The organism is Amycolatopsis sp. NBC_00345 (assembly GCF_036116635.1).
Lineage (GTDB): Bacteria > Actinomycetota > Actinomycetes > Mycobacteriales > Pseudonocardiaceae > Amycolatopsis.
The window spans coordinates 9,359,284-9,373,315 of the sequence record NZ_CP107995.1 but is presented as its reverse complement, the minus strand read 5'-3'; the positions used below and the strand labels follow the sequence as shown (position 1 = coordinate 9,373,315).

At 71.0% G+C, this 14,032-nt stretch carries 14 protein-coding genes; 5 read left to right on the top strand and 9 right to left on the bottom strand.

Translation table 11 applies throughout. The features are described from left to right. Window positions 1-38: 38 nt before the first annotated feature. The 4 genes from OG943_RS42850 to OG943_RS42835 all read right to left on the bottom strand — a co-directional run bounded on the left by OG943_RS42850 (window position 39) and on the right by OG943_RS42835 (window position 4,624). Entirely contained in the window at window positions 39-836 is a 798-nt protein-coding gene (locus OG943_RS42850; protein ID WP_328606585.1) for a TIGR02569 family protein, read from the bottom strand. Window positions 837-1,025: 189 nt separating this feature from the next. Beyond that, on the bottom strand, window positions 1,026-2,207 hold the full coding sequence (moeZ, locus tag OG943_RS42845; RefSeq protein ID WP_328606584.1) for an adenylyltransferase/sulfurtransferase MoeZ: 1,182 nt from the start codon (window positions 2,205-2,207) through the stop codon (window positions 1,026-1,028). A gap of 111 nt (window positions 2,208-2,318) precedes the next feature. After that, a complete protein-coding gene (locus tag OG943_RS42840; RefSeq protein WP_328606583.1) occupies window positions 2,319-3,542 on the bottom strand; it encodes a DUF3152 domain-containing protein in 1,224 nt (407 codons plus the stop codon). Between the two features lie 80 nt (window positions 3,543-3,622). Further along, on the bottom strand, window positions 3,623-4,624 hold the full coding sequence (locus tag OG943_RS42835) for an alpha/beta fold hydrolase (RefSeq protein WP_328606582.1): 1,002 nt from the start codon (window positions 4,622-4,624) through the stop codon (window positions 3,623-3,625). 108 nt (window positions 4,625-4,732) lie between these two features. Between OG943_RS42835 and OG943_RS42830 the strand changes: the two genes are divergently transcribed. Next, window positions 4,733-5,359: a TetR/AcrR family transcriptional regulator gene (locus OG943_RS42830; protein ID WP_328606581.1), complete on the top strand. Its 627-nt coding sequence runs from the start codon at window positions 4,733-4,735 to the stop codon at window positions 5,357-5,359. Between the two features lie 32 nt (window positions 5,360-5,391). On the opposite strand, the gene OG943_RS42825 is transcribed toward OG943_RS42830, so the two are convergent. Together OG943_RS42825 and OG943_RS42820 are read right to left on the bottom strand one after the other, a co-directional pair. Then, window positions 5,392-6,297: an alpha/beta fold hydrolase gene (locus OG943_RS42825; RefSeq protein ID WP_328606580.1), complete on the bottom strand. Its 906-nt coding sequence runs from the start codon at window positions 6,295-6,297 to the stop codon at window positions 5,392-5,394. Between the two features lie 38 nt (window positions 6,298-6,335). Then, window positions 6,336-7,244 (bottom strand): AurF N-oxygenase family protein, encoded by a 909-nt coding sequence (locus tag OG943_RS42820; protein WP_328606579.1) that lies wholly within the window; start codon window positions 7,242-7,244, stop codon window positions 6,336-6,338. A 77-nt stretch (window positions 7,245-7,321) separates the two neighbouring features. On the opposite strand from OG943_RS42820, the gene OG943_RS42815 reads away from it, so the two are divergent. Both OG943_RS42815 and OG943_RS42810 read left to right on the top strand, forming a co-directional pair. After that, window positions 7,322-8,110, top strand: a complete 789-nt coding sequence (locus tag OG943_RS42815) for a TetR/AcrR family transcriptional regulator (RefSeq protein WP_328606578.1) — start codon at window positions 7,322-7,324, stop codon at window positions 8,108-8,110. A gap of 16 nt (window positions 8,111-8,126) precedes the next feature. Further along, a complete protein-coding gene (locus OG943_RS42810) occupies window positions 8,127-8,444 on the top strand; it encodes a DUF4873 domain-containing protein (protein ID WP_328606577.1) in 318 nt (105 codons plus the stop codon). A 94-nt stretch (window positions 8,445-8,538) separates the two neighbouring features. Here OG943_RS42810 and OG943_RS42805 read toward each other — a convergent pair whose 3' ends face one another. After that, window positions 8,539-8,769 carry a DUF3107 domain-containing protein gene (locus OG943_RS42805; RefSeq protein WP_328606576.1) on the bottom strand — a complete coding sequence of 77 codons (231 nt, stop codon included), beginning with the start codon at window positions 8,767-8,769 and terminating at the stop codon, window positions 8,539-8,541. A gap of 95 nt (window positions 8,770-8,864) precedes the next feature. After that, the gene (locus OG943_RS42800) at window positions 8,865-9,518 is read right to left on the bottom strand and encodes a ferritin-like fold-containing protein (protein WP_328606575.1); all 654 of its coding nucleotides are present in this window, start codon (window positions 9,516-9,518) and stop codon (window positions 8,865-8,867) included. 371 nt (window positions 9,519-9,889) lie between these two features. Here OG943_RS42800 and OG943_RS42795 point away from each other — a divergent pair, with 371 nt between their 5' ends. Next, window positions 9,890-11,599 (top strand): DEAD/DEAH box helicase, encoded by a 1,710-nt coding sequence (locus OG943_RS42795; RefSeq protein ID WP_328606574.1) that lies wholly within the window; start codon window positions 9,890-9,892, stop codon window positions 11,597-11,599. Window positions 11,600-11,635: 36 nt separating this feature from the next. Next, window positions 11,636-13,276: an Rv3212 family protein gene (locus OG943_RS42790; RefSeq protein WP_442874649.1), complete on the top strand. Its 1,641-nt coding sequence runs from the start codon at window positions 11,636-11,638 to the stop codon at window positions 13,274-13,276. A 30-nt stretch (window positions 13,277-13,306) separates the two neighbouring features. Here OG943_RS42790 and OG943_RS42785 read toward each other — a convergent pair whose 3' ends face one another. Then, entirely contained in the window at window positions 13,307-14,026 is a 720-nt protein-coding gene (locus OG943_RS42785) for a class I SAM-dependent methyltransferase (protein ID WP_328606573.1), read from the bottom strand. Window positions 14,027-14,032 lie beyond the last annotated feature (6 nt).

Here is a 14,032-nt window from a genome sequence, read left to right as displayed (position 1 = left end):
GTGAGGTCCGCGCTGCTCGTCCCGATGCAGCGGATGCCTCAGAGGACAGCACTGACCTCACGGGCCGCCGCGCGCAGGCCGTCCAGGGCGGCGCCGGTCGCGCGGGGGTTCAGCGCGTTCGCGGCCAGGCGGAAGAGCACCGCGCGCAGCAGCAGTTGCGGCCACTCCGGCAGGTGGGCCCAGCGGTCGATCAGCGCGGCCGTCGCGCCGCCCCAGGACAGGGCGTCGACGGCGGCGATGGCCGCGCCCCATTCGCCCGGCCGGTAGTACGGCACGAAGTCGACGATGCCCGGGGCCGCGGCGCCGTCGAACAGGACACCGCCGAGCAGTTCGCCGTGGGCGACCTGCGGCGGCAGCTTCACCGGGCGGCGGGCCGGGGCCAGGATCTCGAACCAGCGGCCGCCCTTGGCCTCGTCGAGCGGGCGGTCCAGCTCTTCCCACGCGATCCGGTCCGCGACCGCGTCAAGATCCTTGCGGGCAGCCAGAAAGTCCGGCCGGGGAAGGTCGGCCGTGGCGCGGTGCAGCTTCACCGCGGTGAGCACGGCCTCGTCGCAGCGGTGCTCCGGCGTGCCGGAAACGTAGTGCCACGCGGACCAGTCGCCGACGATCCAGCGGCCGTCGCGCGAACGCACCGGCTTCGCGACCCGCAGGCCCGGCTCGTCGACGTGGTCCAGCGCCCGCGCGGTCCACAGCGTGCGGGACTTGTCGGTGACCGGCTTGAGCACCAGGTCGCCGCAGCGCCAGGCGGACGAGTCCGGCAACGCCGAAACCCCGCCGGTGTCGCCGCCGAAAGCAACGCACACGCGCTCGGATGGCCGTTCGAGAGTGGACCGCACAAGAGGAAACGGTACCCCTCCCCACCAGCCACGAACGAGAAGACGCGCTGGTCACGCACCGTTTTCTCACGCCCTGCCGACACTTCCCCGCCGTAAGGCCCTGAAGGCCACCATAAGGGACGTAGATGCCCTCAAGGTGGCCTTCAGGGACCTAGATGCCCTCATGGTGGCCTTCAGGGACCACTACTGTCAGTACGTCGGCAGGCTCGGGTCGATCTGCCGCGCCCAGGCCAGCACGCCGCCGCCCAGGTGCGTGGCGTCCTTGAAGCCGGCCGCGTGCAACGCCGCGAGCGCCTCCGCGGACCGCGCGCCGGACTTGCAGTGCAGCACGATCGGCTTGTCCTGCGGCAGCTCCGCGAGTGCCTCGCCCGAGAGGATCCGGTCCTTCGGGATCAGCTTCGCGCCCTTGATGTTGACGATCTCGTACTCGTGCGGCTCGCGGACGTCGATCAGGGCGAAGCTGTCGCCGTTGTCGAACTTGGCCTTGAGCTCCGCGGGCGTGATCGTGCTGCCCGAAGCGGCCTCGGCCGCCTCGTCGGACACGACGCCGCAGAACGCCTCGTAGTCGATCAGCTCGGTGATCTTCGGGGTCTCGGGATCCTTGCGGATCTTGACCTCGCGGTACTTCATCTCCAGCGCGTCGTAGCTGATCAGCCGCCCGAGCAGCGGCTCGCCGATGCCGGTGATCAGCTTGATCGCCTCGGTCACCATGATCGAGCCGATGGACGCGCACAGCACGCCCAGCACGCCGCCCTCGGCGCACGACGGCACCATGCCGGGCGGCGGCGGCTCGGGGTAGAGGTCGCGGTAGTTCAGGCCCTTGCCGTTCGGCGCGTCCTCCCAGAAGACGCTGACCTGGCCCTCGAACCGGAAGATCGAGCCCCACACGTACGGCTTGCCCAGCAGCACGGCGGCGTCGTTCACCAGGTACCGCGTGGCGAAGTTGTCCGTGCCGTCGACGATCAGGTCGTACTGGCCGAAGATCTCCAGCGCGTTCGCCGACTCGAGCCGCTCGGTGTGCAGGTAGACCTTGACGAACGGGTTGATCTCGGCGATCGACTCCTGCGCCGACGCGGCCTTGAGCTTGCCGACGTCGGAGATGCCGTGGATCACCTGGCGCTGCAGGTTGGACTCGTCGACCACGTCGAAGTCGACGATGCCGAGCGTGCCCACGCCCGCCGCGGCGAGGTACAGCAGCGCGGGACTGCCCAGGCCGCCGGCCCCGATGACCAGGACCTTCGCGTTCTTGAGCCGCTTCTGCCCGACCACCCCGACATCGGGGATGATCAGGTGACGACTGTACCGGCCCACCTCTTCCTTGGTGAGCTCGGCAGCCGGCTCTACGAGCGGCGGCAGTGCCGTGTCTGACATCGGGTCCTCCATCTCGCGCGGATCGCGTTGTCGATCCCAGTATCCACAACGCTCACTGGCAAGTTGGGCTTCCCAGGGTCCAGATCGTGAGAAGGGGGTTGCTTTGTACGGCTACTGCGGCGGGGTCGGGTTCGGCCACGCGTTGGGCACGCAGACGCGGTGGTCGGGGGCCACCTTGCCCTTGTCGCCGCCGGGGATGTTGTTCAGCGCGGCCACGTAGTCGTCGGCCACGCCGAACGACTGCTGCATCATCACCGGCGCGGGCTGGCCGTTGCCGGGGCAGCCGACGTGGATGTTGCCGAGCGCGTGGCCCACCTCGTGGTTGATGGCGTACTGGCGATAGCCGGTCATGTCCGCGCCGTAGACCTTCGCGCCGCGCACCCAGCGGGCCAGGTTGATCAGCACCCGGCCCATGCTGCGCCGGTAGCAGGAGGCCTCGAACTTGATCTGGAAGCCGCACGCGTCGGCCCGGTGTGTGGTGTTCGGCGAGGTCAGGCTCACCTGGAAGTCCGGGTCCGGGTAGCTCGCGTCGACGCGCTGCAGCCGGATCTCGCCGTTCCACGTCCAGCTGCGCGGGTCGGACAGGATGCCCTGGACCGCAGTGCCGAAGCTGTCGTCGCCGGCGTAGCTGGCCGGGTCGATGCCGTCCTCGACCGCGACGGTGTAGGTGTACAGCTTCCCGGCCTTGCCGACGACCGGCCCGGAGCCGGCCACGACGTGCCAGGTGCCCTTGCCGTCCTGGGTGAAGTCGCCGCCGTTCGGCAGTTCCGCCGTCGGCACGTTGACGTCGACCGGTTTCGCCGGGTTCTCCGGAATGCCGTCGCCGCCGTCGATCGCGCCCGACGAGGAGTTGCCCACGGCGGCCTCACCCGAGGCGGCGCCGGCCGGCGAGCCCGGTTCGGGCGGGCCGGTGGCCGTGTTGAACACCACCAGCGCGGTGATCACCACCAGGATCGGCAGCGCGTACACGCGCCAGCCGTAGGTCTTCACGAACTTGCCGACGCCGCCGCCGGACTTCTTGACGGGACGGCGGGCGGGCCGTTCGGGCTCGTCCTCGCCCTTCGGCTTCCACGACGCGCGCAGCGGCTCCGCGCTGGTGCGGCGGGTGCCGGGGCGGTAGCGGTCCTCGCCGACGCGCTGCGCCGGGGCCTTCGAGGGGCGGAACTGGCCGACGCGCGGCGAGCCGGTGTCGGTCAGCGGGGAGTTCGCGGGCTTCTTCGAAGAGCCCGAAGATGACGAGGAGGACGCAGCCCCGGAAGACGACGTGCGCCGTGACGACCCGGCGTACGAAGCCCGCCGGTCGTCTCCTCGAGCGTCGTGCTTAAGCCGGTCCACGGCCCCAGGGTGCCATAACCGCACGGTGATGCTGAAAGCGACTGGCGGATTACCGAGAGATCATCTTTCACCCGATCGGACTACCACTGACCGTTTTCAGCCGACTCCCAGAGCCCCAGGACCGCCCGGGCTACGACGTTCGGGCGCTCCATCTGCGCCACGTGGCCGGTTCGGGGGAGCACCAGCAGCCGGCCGTGCGGGATCAGCCGCGCGGTGCGGGGCGCGCGGCGGGCCGAGATCACCCGGTCGTGCAGCCCCCAGACGACGAGTGTGGGGCTCGTCACGCGCGGCGCGACCGCCCACAGCGAGGCCTCGCCGCGCGCCGACCAGGCCCGGAAAATGCCGAACGTGCTGCGGGCCATGGCCGGCGCGGCCCAGGCGAACGCGGCCCGCGCACCGTGCTCTTCGGCCAGCTCGTCCAGCTGGGCGTCGGAGAACCTGGCCGGGTCGTGGAAGCACAGCTTGATCACTTGCGCGGCGCGTTCGCGCGGGGTCAGCCCGGCCAGCCGCCGCCGCACGCGCGAGCCCACCAGCGGCAGGTACGCGAGCGCCATCATCGGGTCCGACAGCCGGCGCGGGTCCGGGCGGCGGTCCGGCATCGCGGGCGAGATGAGCGTGAGCGTCTTGACCAGCTCCGGCCGCCGCGCCGCGACGAGCAGGGCGATCGCGCCGCCCATGGAGTTGCCGAGCAGGTGGACGGGGCCGGCGTCGAGCCCCTCGACGTACTTCGCCAGGACTTCGGCGTGCGCGTCGAGGCTGAAGTCGAACAGCGCCTCGGGCTCGGAGTAACCGAAGCCGGGCAGGTCGATCGCCCGTCCGCTCGCGACGGGCGAAAGCAGCGCGGCCAGGTCCGTCCAGTTGCTGGACGAGCCGCCGAGGCCGTGGACGTAGACCGCGACCGAGCCGTCCGGGCCCGGGGTGCGGCGGACGTTGAGGGCCACGCCGCCGACCTCCTCGACGGCGCCCGGCCAGGGCGGGAGCACCGGGTCGAGCTGCGGCAACGGCCGCGTGGAGAGGGGCACGTGGGTGAGCGGCGCGCGGGTCGCCGGGTTCGCGGCCGGGCGGGTGGTCGGACTGGTCACGAATCCAGAATGCCCGACACTTGGCGTTTCAGGCGTACCGACGAGTAATCTCAAGGCCACTTCACGCGGTGGTGACCCCGCCCGTCGAAGCCGCGGACGGGAGGCACAATGACGGACATGGCGCGACTGCAGCAACGGGGCGTCCGGCTGCCGAGGACAGAACGCCGCGCCCAGCTCCTGGCGGCCGCGCAACGTGTCTTCGCGGAGAACGGCTACCACGCGGCGGCGATGGACGAGATCGCCGAAGAGGCGGGTGTCAGCAAGCCGGTGCTCTACCAGCACTTCCCCGGCAAGCTGGACCTGTACATCGCCCTGTTGGAAAGCCACGTCGACGACCTGGTCGGCCGGGTGAAGGGCGCACTGGACTCGACCACCGAGAACCGCCAGCGCGTCCCCGCCACCGTCGCCGCGTTCTTCGACTTCGTGCACAACGACGCCGGCGCGTTCCGCATGGTCTTCGAGTCGGACCTCAGGGGTGAGCCCGCCGTGCAGGAAGCGGTGGACCGGGCCACCTCGGCCAGCGTCGAGGCGATCACGGAAACGATCACCGCGGACGCGGGCCTGGACGAGGACAAGGCGCGGCTGCTGGCCGTGGGCCTGGTCGGGATGAGCCAGGTGAGCGCGCGGTACTGGCTCCAGCACAACCAGTCGATCAGCAAGGAAGAAGCCGTCGCCCTGACCGCCAACCTGGCTTGGCGAGGCGTCGGCGGCGGCTTCCCCCTCAAGGACTCGTGAGTGTTTAGGACGGTTAGAACCGTCCTAAACACTCACGAGCTCTTTCGCACCAGCGCCCCGATCCGCACCGCGACCTCCCCCGCCCGTTCCTGCGGCAGCATGTGCCCGGCCCCCGGATAACGCACGAACTCCGCGTCCGGCAGCTCGTCCGCGATCACCTTGGCGTGCGGCAACGGGCACAGCCGGTCCTTCTCCCCCGCGAGCACCACCGCCGGCACCCCGCGCAGGGCAGCCAGCGCCACCCGCCGGTCGTGCGTGGAAATGGCGTCCTGGAACTCCCCCAGGCTGGCCGGGTGCGCGCACAGCAGCTGATCGGCGACCAGCCGGACGTCGGCGCGTCGCGGATGCTCCCCGAACACCAGGAACCGGGCCCCCGAACGCACCAGCGCCGGGCTCAGCGGCAACCGCTCCCCGCGCCGGTGGGCCAGCGCCTTCGCGATCCGCCGCTCGAAGCGCACCGAGAACTCCCCGGCCAAACCCGGCAGCCCCAACGTGATCCGGTCCATCTGGCCCGAGGACGTGGCCACGAAAGCCGCCCCCACCACGCGCGACGCCACCAGCTCCGGATGCCGTTCGGCCAGCGCCATCACGGTCATCCCGCCCATCGAGTGCCCGGCGAGCACGATCGGCCCGGACGGCACGCGCGCGGCGATCAGCTCGGCGAGGTCGTCGGCCAGGCGCGGGATCGTGGCGGTGCCCCGGCGGGCCGGCGCCGATCCGCCGTGGCCACGCAGGTCGTAACGCAGCACCCGGGTCCCCGGGCCGAGCGCGGCCACCACCCCGTCCCAGGTGCGGTGGTCCTGCGTCCAGCCGTGCACGAGCACCAGCGTCACCGCGGCGTCGGCCGGACCGGACGCCTCGACGTGCAGCGCACAGCCGTCACTCGTGACGAACCGGTGCTCACGGGCCGGGTGGCGAAGCCGTTCGACGGTGGTCATGCCGCCTCCGCGGGAAGAAGTACGTCGGCTGTAGTCACCTATTTGCCCTTCGGCAGCAGGAACGACTTGCGCCAGAAGTACCGCCCCGGCCACCCGACCAGGCCGGACTCCTGCAGGAACGGCATGATCTTCTCGCCGGCCCAGGCGATGGTGCCCTGCCACTTCGGGTTGGCCAGCGCGGCCTTGACGCCGTCGCGCGGCCGGATGCCGACGGCCTTGTAGACGTTCGGGTTGATGAACGCGCGGGTCACGAAGTACGAGATCAGCGCGATGATGAACTGCTGGTAGACGATCTCCGCCTTCGACAGCTTCGCCATCCCGCGCGTCACCTCCTCGCGGGCGAACGTGACGTGCCGCGCCTCCTCCAGCACGTGGATGCGGTTGACCATCCGCACCAGGGGCTGCACGTCCTCGCTGATCATCTGCTCGCGCTGCAGCCGGTCGAGCACCTCCTCGGCGACCAGGATCGCGCCGTACCGCGCGGGGCCGTAGGAGATCGCCGGCATCAGCTTCGCGAAGCGGCGCAGCAACGGCACCGGGCCGTACGCGGGGCAGCCGATCCGCGACGCCATGCGCGCGAACATGGTGGAGTGGCGGCATTCGTCGGCGATCTCGGTGAGCGCGAACTGCGCGTGCGCCGTCGTGGGGTCCTCTTCGTAGACCTCTTTGAGCAGCATCTGCATCAGCAGGATCTCGAACCACAGGCCCGTGGTCGCCACGCTGGCGACCTCGTGCTTGCCCAGCTCGATACGCTGCTCCGGGCTCAGCTTGTCCCACAGTTCGGTGCCGTAGAGCGAGGAGCGCTCGTCGAGGATGAAGCGCTTGCCCTCGACCAGCGGGGCATCCCAGTCGATGTCGACGTCGGGGTCGTAGAACTTGTTGGCCGAGGACTTCAGCAGCCGCTCGGCGGTCCTGTCCCGGTCCGTGTCCTTGAGCGTCCGCGTCATGAACTCGCCCCTTCCGGCGCCGGTGCCGCCTGTAATTCCCATACGTGTAACTTGAGGTAACAGTTACCTCTGGTAGCATGACCTGCGTGATCGAACGTGTCAAGCGCTCCAGCAAGCAGTCCGGCAAGCAGTCCGCTTCCGGGGAGGCGACGACCGGCGACGCCCGGCGCGACCGGTGGCGCAAGCACCGCATCGCGCGCCGCGCGGAGTTCGTCGAGGCCGCGCTGCGGGCGCTCGACAACCACGGCCCGGACCTGGGCATGGAGGACGTCGCCGCGGAGGCAGGCGTCACGAAACCCGTGCTGTACCGGCACTTCGAAGACAAAGCCGACCTGTACGTCGCGCTCGGCCAGCGCGGCACGGAGATCCTCTTCGAGCGGCTGATCCCGGCCATCAACGCCGAACTGGCGCCGGTGCCGCGGATCCGGATGGCGCTCGACGCGTTTTTCACCGTGATCGAGGAGCACCCGAACCTCTACCGCCTGCTCGCGCACGGCGGCCTGCAGGGCAAGGTCGTGGACGCCGACGTCGTGGCCGAGGACAAGGAGGTCATCGCCACCGCGCTGACCGCGCTCCTCGGCGACTACATGCGGATGTTCACCATGGACTCCGGCGCCGCGGAACCGTGGGCGCACGGCATCGTCGGCATGGTCCAGAGCACCGGCGAATGGTGGCTCGACCGGCGCTCGATGAGCCGCGACTCGGTCGTCGAGTACCTCACGCAGATCATCTGGGCGGCGATCGACGGGCTGACCCGCCAGCACGGCGTGGTGATCGACCCGAGCCTGCCGCTGGAGGCCAACAAGGTCGTCCAGCTCAGCCGCGCCAAGGACGACGAGAACCCGGCCGACAGCGACGCCGGCTGAGCAGAGGAGCACGGTCATGAGCGAGCACGACGAAGACGGCTACACGGGCCCCGCCACCCTCGTCGCCCACGGCCGGGAGCTGCCGGTGGAGGTCGACCTGCGCGGCTACTTCCAGCCCATCGACGGCTACTACCACTGGTACGGCCGGATTTCCGCCGACCCGGCCGTCACCGAGCTGGCCGGCGGCAAGAAGAAGGCGTGCGAGATCCGCGTGGCCGACCGCACCGCCACCGGCGAGCTGTCGGACCCGGACCCCTGGGGCCGCTACCGCGTCATGGGCACGTCGACGCCACCGTTCGCGGTGCCGACCAGCCTCGAGGAACTGAACGCCTGACTCGCACTTGGCGTAAACGCCGTCAAGGCCTCCTTACCCGCGTGTCACACGCGGGTAAGGAGGCCTTGACGGCGTTTTGGAACGCAGCCGGACCTCAGTCGCCGACGCCGAAGCCGACCTTGCGGGCGTCCGAGGGGGCGATCTCGACGTACGCGATGCGGTCGGCGGGCACGAGGTACTTGCGGCCCTTCTCGTCGTTGAGGCGGAAGAGCCCGTCACCGGCCGTCAGGGCTTCGGCGACCAGCTTCTCCACCTCGTCGGCGGTCTGGCCGCTGGACACCACCAGCTCGCGCGGGGTGTCCTTGATGCCGATCTTGACCTCCACGTGGGACCTCCGCTGAAAATTCGATGGGGTTACGCCTGGCAAGGCTAGCCGAACCGCTCCGCTCCGGTGTCGCGCGTCCGCGCGATAAAGCCACGTCACCCGAGACCGAGAGCCTGCATGCGCTTGGTGTGCCCCTGCTGCAACCGGCGGAACAGGGCGCCGATTCCCGACAGGTCGCCCGATCCGGCCACGATGAGTTCCGCCAGGCCATCGCGCTCGGCGACGACGTACTGGGCCTGCGTCAGCGCCTCGCCGAGCAGGCGGCGGCCCCACAGCGCGAGCTTGTCGCGCGTCTTCGGGTCGGCCTTGATGCCGGCCGCGACTTCGCGCTCGGCGAACGCCGAATGGCCCGTGTCGGCCAGCACGGTGAGCACCAGGTCCTTGGTCTCCGCGTCGAGCCAGCTCGCGATCTCGCGGTACAGGTCGGCCGCCAGCCCGTCCCCGACGTAGGCCTTGACCAGCGACTCCAGCCACGACTTCGGCCGCGTCGAGGCGTGCCAGGCGTCCACCTGCGCGACGAACGGGCCCATCGCGTCCTCGACCGTGACGCCGCTGCCCGCCAGGTGCGCGGCCAGCAGGTCGTAGTGACCGATCTCCGCCGCGGCCATCGACGCCAGCGCGGCGCGGCCGGCGAGCGTGGGCGCGCTGCGGGCGTCCTCCGCCATCCGGTCGAACGCGGAAAGTTCGAGATAGGCGATCACGCCGAGCAGGTCGACGACGCCTTCGCTGATCTCTTTCGGCTCGGTCACGGCGACGAGGGTATCGCCGAACCGGCCGCGGCCGTCGGGAAGAGACCGATCCCACCCGGCCCCGCCGCGCCCGGTACTGTTGAAAAACTCCTGACCAGGTACACTGCCGAAGAGATTGACAAAGCTTCCGCACGCCATCGGCTGCGGGAACCAGGCGGGCGACCGGCGCCACCAGGGCTGCCGGGGTTCGCCGCAAATTGTGCGTGCACGCCTCCAGCGGCATTCCTGGGTGGGCGGCTCCGACATCGGAAGACGGTGCGAGCCCGAGCCCCCGGTCGAGTGTCGAGTGACAAACCGGCCTGTGCGCGCTGGTCACGAGAGAGGCGATCACCCTGACCGCAGAGAGTTCGACAACCGAAAAAACCGCCGCGGTGGCCCTCGAGCACAGCGAGAACGCCCCGCCGGCACTCGACACCTCGCACCCGTTGCAGGCCGGTGCCCCGGTCACGCCCGAGGCGCCTACCTTCGCCGAGTTCGGCGTCAAGCCGGAGATCGTGCGGTCGCTGGCCGAGGCCGGCATCGAGCGCACGTTCGCCATCCAGGAGCTCACCCTCCCGCTGGCCATGGCCGGCGACGACCTGATCGGCCAGGCCCGCACGGGCATGGGCAAGACCCTCGGCTTCGGCGTCCCGCTGCTGCACCGCGTCCAGGTCCCCGGCGACGGCACCCCGCAGGTGCTGGTCGTGGTCCCGACCCGCGAGCTGTGCGTCCAGGTCGCCAACGACCTCAAGGGCGCGGGCAAGCACCTCGGCATCCGCACCCTGGCCATCTACGGCGGCCGCCCGTACGAGCAGCAGACCGACGCGCTGCGCAAGGGCGTCGACGTCGTGATCGGCACCCCGGGCCGGCTGCTCGACCTGGCCGAGCGGCAGGACCTGGTGCTGGGCAAGGTCCGCGGCCTGGTCCTCGACGAGGCCGACGAGATGCTCGACCTGGGCTTCCTGCCCGACATCGAGCGCATCCTGCGGATGGTGCCGGACGAGCGGCAGACCATGCTGTTCTCGGCCACCATGCCCGGCCCGATCATCACGCTGGCCCGCACCTTCCTGCGCCAGCCGACGCACATCCGCGCCGAGGAGAACGACGCGAGCGCGATCCACGAGCGCACCACCCAGTTCGTCTACCGGGCGCACTCGATGGACAAGCCCGAGGTCATCGCCCGGATCCTGCAGGCCGAGGACCGCGGGCTGACGATGATCTTCAGCCGCACCAAGCGCACCGCGCAGAAGGTGGCCGACGACCTGGTGGAGCGCGGCTTCGCGGCCGCCGCCGTGCACGGCGACCTCGGCCAGGGCGCGCGTGAGCAGGCGCTGCGCGCGTTCCGCTCGGGCAAGGTCGACGTGCTGGTCGCGACCGACGTCGCCGCCCGCGGCATCGACATCGACGACGTCACGCACGTGATCAACTACCAGTGCCCGGACGACGAGAAGACCTACGTGCACCGCATCGGCCGCACCGGCCGCGCGGGGCGCACGGGTGTCGCCGTCACCCTGGTCGACTGGGACGAGATGCCGCGCTGGAAGCTCATCTCCGACACGCTCGGCCTGGACAAGCCGGAGCCGGTGGAGACGTACTCCTCGTCGAAGCACCTGTTCAGCGACCTGGGCATCCCGGAGGGCACCACCGGACGGCTGCCGCTGTCCAAGCGCACCCGCGCCGGGCTGGCCGCGGAAGAGGAAGAAGACCTGGGCGGCAAGCGTCGTGGCCGTAGTGGTCCCGGCCGTGGTGCCGCCGCAGCTCCGTCCGACGCCGAGGAGGCGCCGCGCAAGCGCAACCGCACCCCGCGCAAGCGGACCCGCGGCGGCTCGCGTGCGGCCGAAGCCGTGGAGGCCGCCGACGCCGCGGCCTCGGGTTCTGGCTCGGGCTCGGCCTCGGCTGATTCCGGCGCGGACACGGCCGAGGGCGGCGAGCGCACCCGCTCCCGTCGTCGCTCGCGCGGTGCCGCGAACTCGAGCCCCGAGGCCACCGGCCCCGCCGGCTCGGCCGAGAAGGACTCCGGCGAGAACGGGGAGCGTCCGGCCCGCCGGCGCCGTCGTCGCCGCCCCTCCGCGACGTCTGATACACCTGCGTCGGCAGACTGAGGGGAACAAGCGGAGCCGACGGCGGGAGCAAGGTACGTGAGCGACCACGGGGACGGTGCGGAGCACAACGCACCGGAACAGCCCGGATCGGACGTAGCGGGCACTCCCGCCGACGGCCAGCAGGACACCGGATCGCCCGGCGCTGAGGAACTCGGCGCCGGGCGCTTCGGCGAAGAACAGCCTTCGGGCGTTGTCTCCGCGGAGCGGTACGAAGCTGAGCCAGCCGCGTACAGCGACGAGCAGCGCGACGCTGAGCCGGGCGACGCTGGGGCGGCCGCGTACGAGGCCGAGCAGGGCGACGCTGAGCCGCCCGCGTACAGCGACGAGCCGCGCGACGGTGAGCCTGCCGTGTACAGCACGGAGCGGCACAACTCCGAGCCGCCGGCGTACGGCGATGAAGACGTCCTGATCCCGTCGCGGCACGACGTCGCGTCGGGCCGCGACAACGCGCCGCCGGTGAAGGCGCGGAAGTCGCCGTGGAACCGGGGCCGGGATCGCGTGATCGCGGCCCTGATCGCGGTGGTCGTGGTGGTGGTCGCGCTGATCGTGGCCGTCAACAGCGACAACCTGCACACCAGCCGCGCGATCGCCGAACCGCCGCCGGCCCTGCCGCCCGCACCCGCCGCGGTGCCGGGGTCGATGGCCCAGCTGTGGCAGGCGCCGAGCGCCGCCACGCCCGTGCCGATCGGCGAGGGCGGCAACGTGGTCACCGCCGATGGCGGCGAGGTCGCCGGCCGCGACCCGCTCACCGGCCGGATCCGTTGGCACTACACACGTGAGAACCTGCAACTGTGCACTGTGGACACTGCGTGGGGGCGGGTGAACGCCGTCTACCACAAGTCGCAGGGCTGCAGTGAGGTCACGCAGCTGAGCCCGTCGACCGGGCACATCACCGCCCAGCGCAACGGCGACGCCGAACTCGGCACCCAGCTCGTCAGCGACGGCAGCCATGTGACCACCACCGGCAAGCAACTGCTCGACACCTGGCGCGACGACCTGGTGAAGAGCATGGAGTACGGCAAGGTCCCGGCGATCGTGAACCCGAACAAGCAGCCGCGCACCGGCTGCACGTACGGCACGGTGGCCGCGGCGGCGGAGAAGGTCGGCGTGATCGAGCGCTGCCCCGGCGACCCGCACGACCGTCTCACCGTCTACAAGGCGACGGGCGAGCACGAGGACGAGCCGCCCGTGGTGTTCAGCTCGGTGCTGGCCGGCTCTCGCGCGCGAGTGATCGCGATGTCGGGCGATCTGACGGCAGTGCTGCTGCCGGACCAGAAACTGCTGGTCATCTACGGCCCGGACGGCACTGAGAAGTCCGCGTACCCGATGGACCTGCCGGCGAGCGACCTCGCGGGCGACCCGCCGGGCGGCGTCGAGCAGACCTCGCGCACCGACAGCGGCATCTACTGGTTCACCGGCACCAAGACCGTCGCCCTCTCGCGCGACGACCTCACGCCCCGCTGGACCCTCGACGGCACCCTCGGCCCGGGCATCACCTTCGCGCGGCAACTGGTCGTCCCGATCAAGGGCGGTCTGGCCGTGCTGAACGAGGCGGACGGCTCGACGGTCCGCACCGTCGGCGTCGACCGCAGCGGCTACGGCGGGGTCGTCCGGCTGACCGCGCTGGGCCCGGTACTGCTGGAACAACGCGGCCCCATCCTGGCGGCGCTGAAGTAGCTCGGCCGCTGCTTGCCCGGCCGCCGGGATTCAGCCGACGCGCCGGGCGATGGTCACGATCTCCCGGCTGGCACCGGTCAGCGGGCCGCGCTGCCAGTCGCCGTACTGCTCGGCGACCTCGAACCCGGCTTCGGTGAGGAACGCGTTCAGCCGCGCGACGTCCAGGAACCGCAAGGCGCCGCGGTCGACACGCAGCACGGTGCCGTCCGGCTGGGCAGTGGTCTCGGCGAACGTGACGACACCGTCCTCGACGGACTCGACCTCATGCCACATCCGCAGCCCCGCGATTTCGGTGACGTCGGCGGGATTCCAGTCCTGCCAAGCCTTTGCCTGCGGGTGGCGGGTCTCGAACGCGAAGCACCCGCCGTCCGCCAACGCCCCGCGAACGGCCGCGAGCGAGCGACGGAGTTCGTCGTCGCCGATGAGGCACTGGAACGCGTGGCTGACCATGGTGGCGAGCTCGAACTCCTGCCGCAGCCCGATTTCCGCGGCTGTGCCGGCGATCCATTCGACGTCGGTCCGCCGCCGCGCCCGCTCCAGCGCGGCAAGATCCGGATCGATCCCGACGAGCCGCCCCCGATGCCCCCGCTCGCGCGCCCGGTGCAGCATGGCCCCGGTCCCGCACCCGACATCAAGCACGGACCCGGCGGCCGTCACCAGCCCGTCGTAAAACGCGTCCGCCGGAAAGCGGCTGCCGTCCCAGGGATTCAGCGCGTCGTACAACTCGGCGGCGTCAGCGTCGGAGAACACCCCACC

Bases quoted from the DNA above. Each gene is read 5' to 3' on its own strand.
- OG943_RS42810 (WP_328606577.1), top strand. From the start codon at position 8,127: ATGAGCGAGCACGACGAAGACGGCTACACGGGCCCCGCCACCCTCGTC.
- moeZ (WP_328606584.1), bottom strand. From the start codon at position 2,207: ATGTCAGACACGGCACTGCCGCCGCTCGTAGAGCCGGCTGCCGAGCTC.
- OG943_RS42825 (WP_328606580.1), bottom strand. From the start codon at position 6,297: ATGACCACCGTCGAACGGCTTCGCCACCCGGCCCGTGAGCACCGGTTC.
- OG943_RS42815 (WP_328606578.1), top strand. From the start codon at position 7,322: ATGACCTGCGTGATCGAACGTGTCAAGCGCTCCAGCAAGCAGTCCGGC.
- OG943_RS42820 (WP_328606579.1), bottom strand. From the start codon at position 7,244: ATGACGCGGACGCTCAAGGACACGGACCGGGACAGGACCGCCGAGCGG.
- OG943_RS42830 (WP_328606581.1), top strand. From the start codon at position 4,733: ATGACGGACATGGCGCGACTGCAGCAACGGGGCGTCCGGCTGCCGAGG.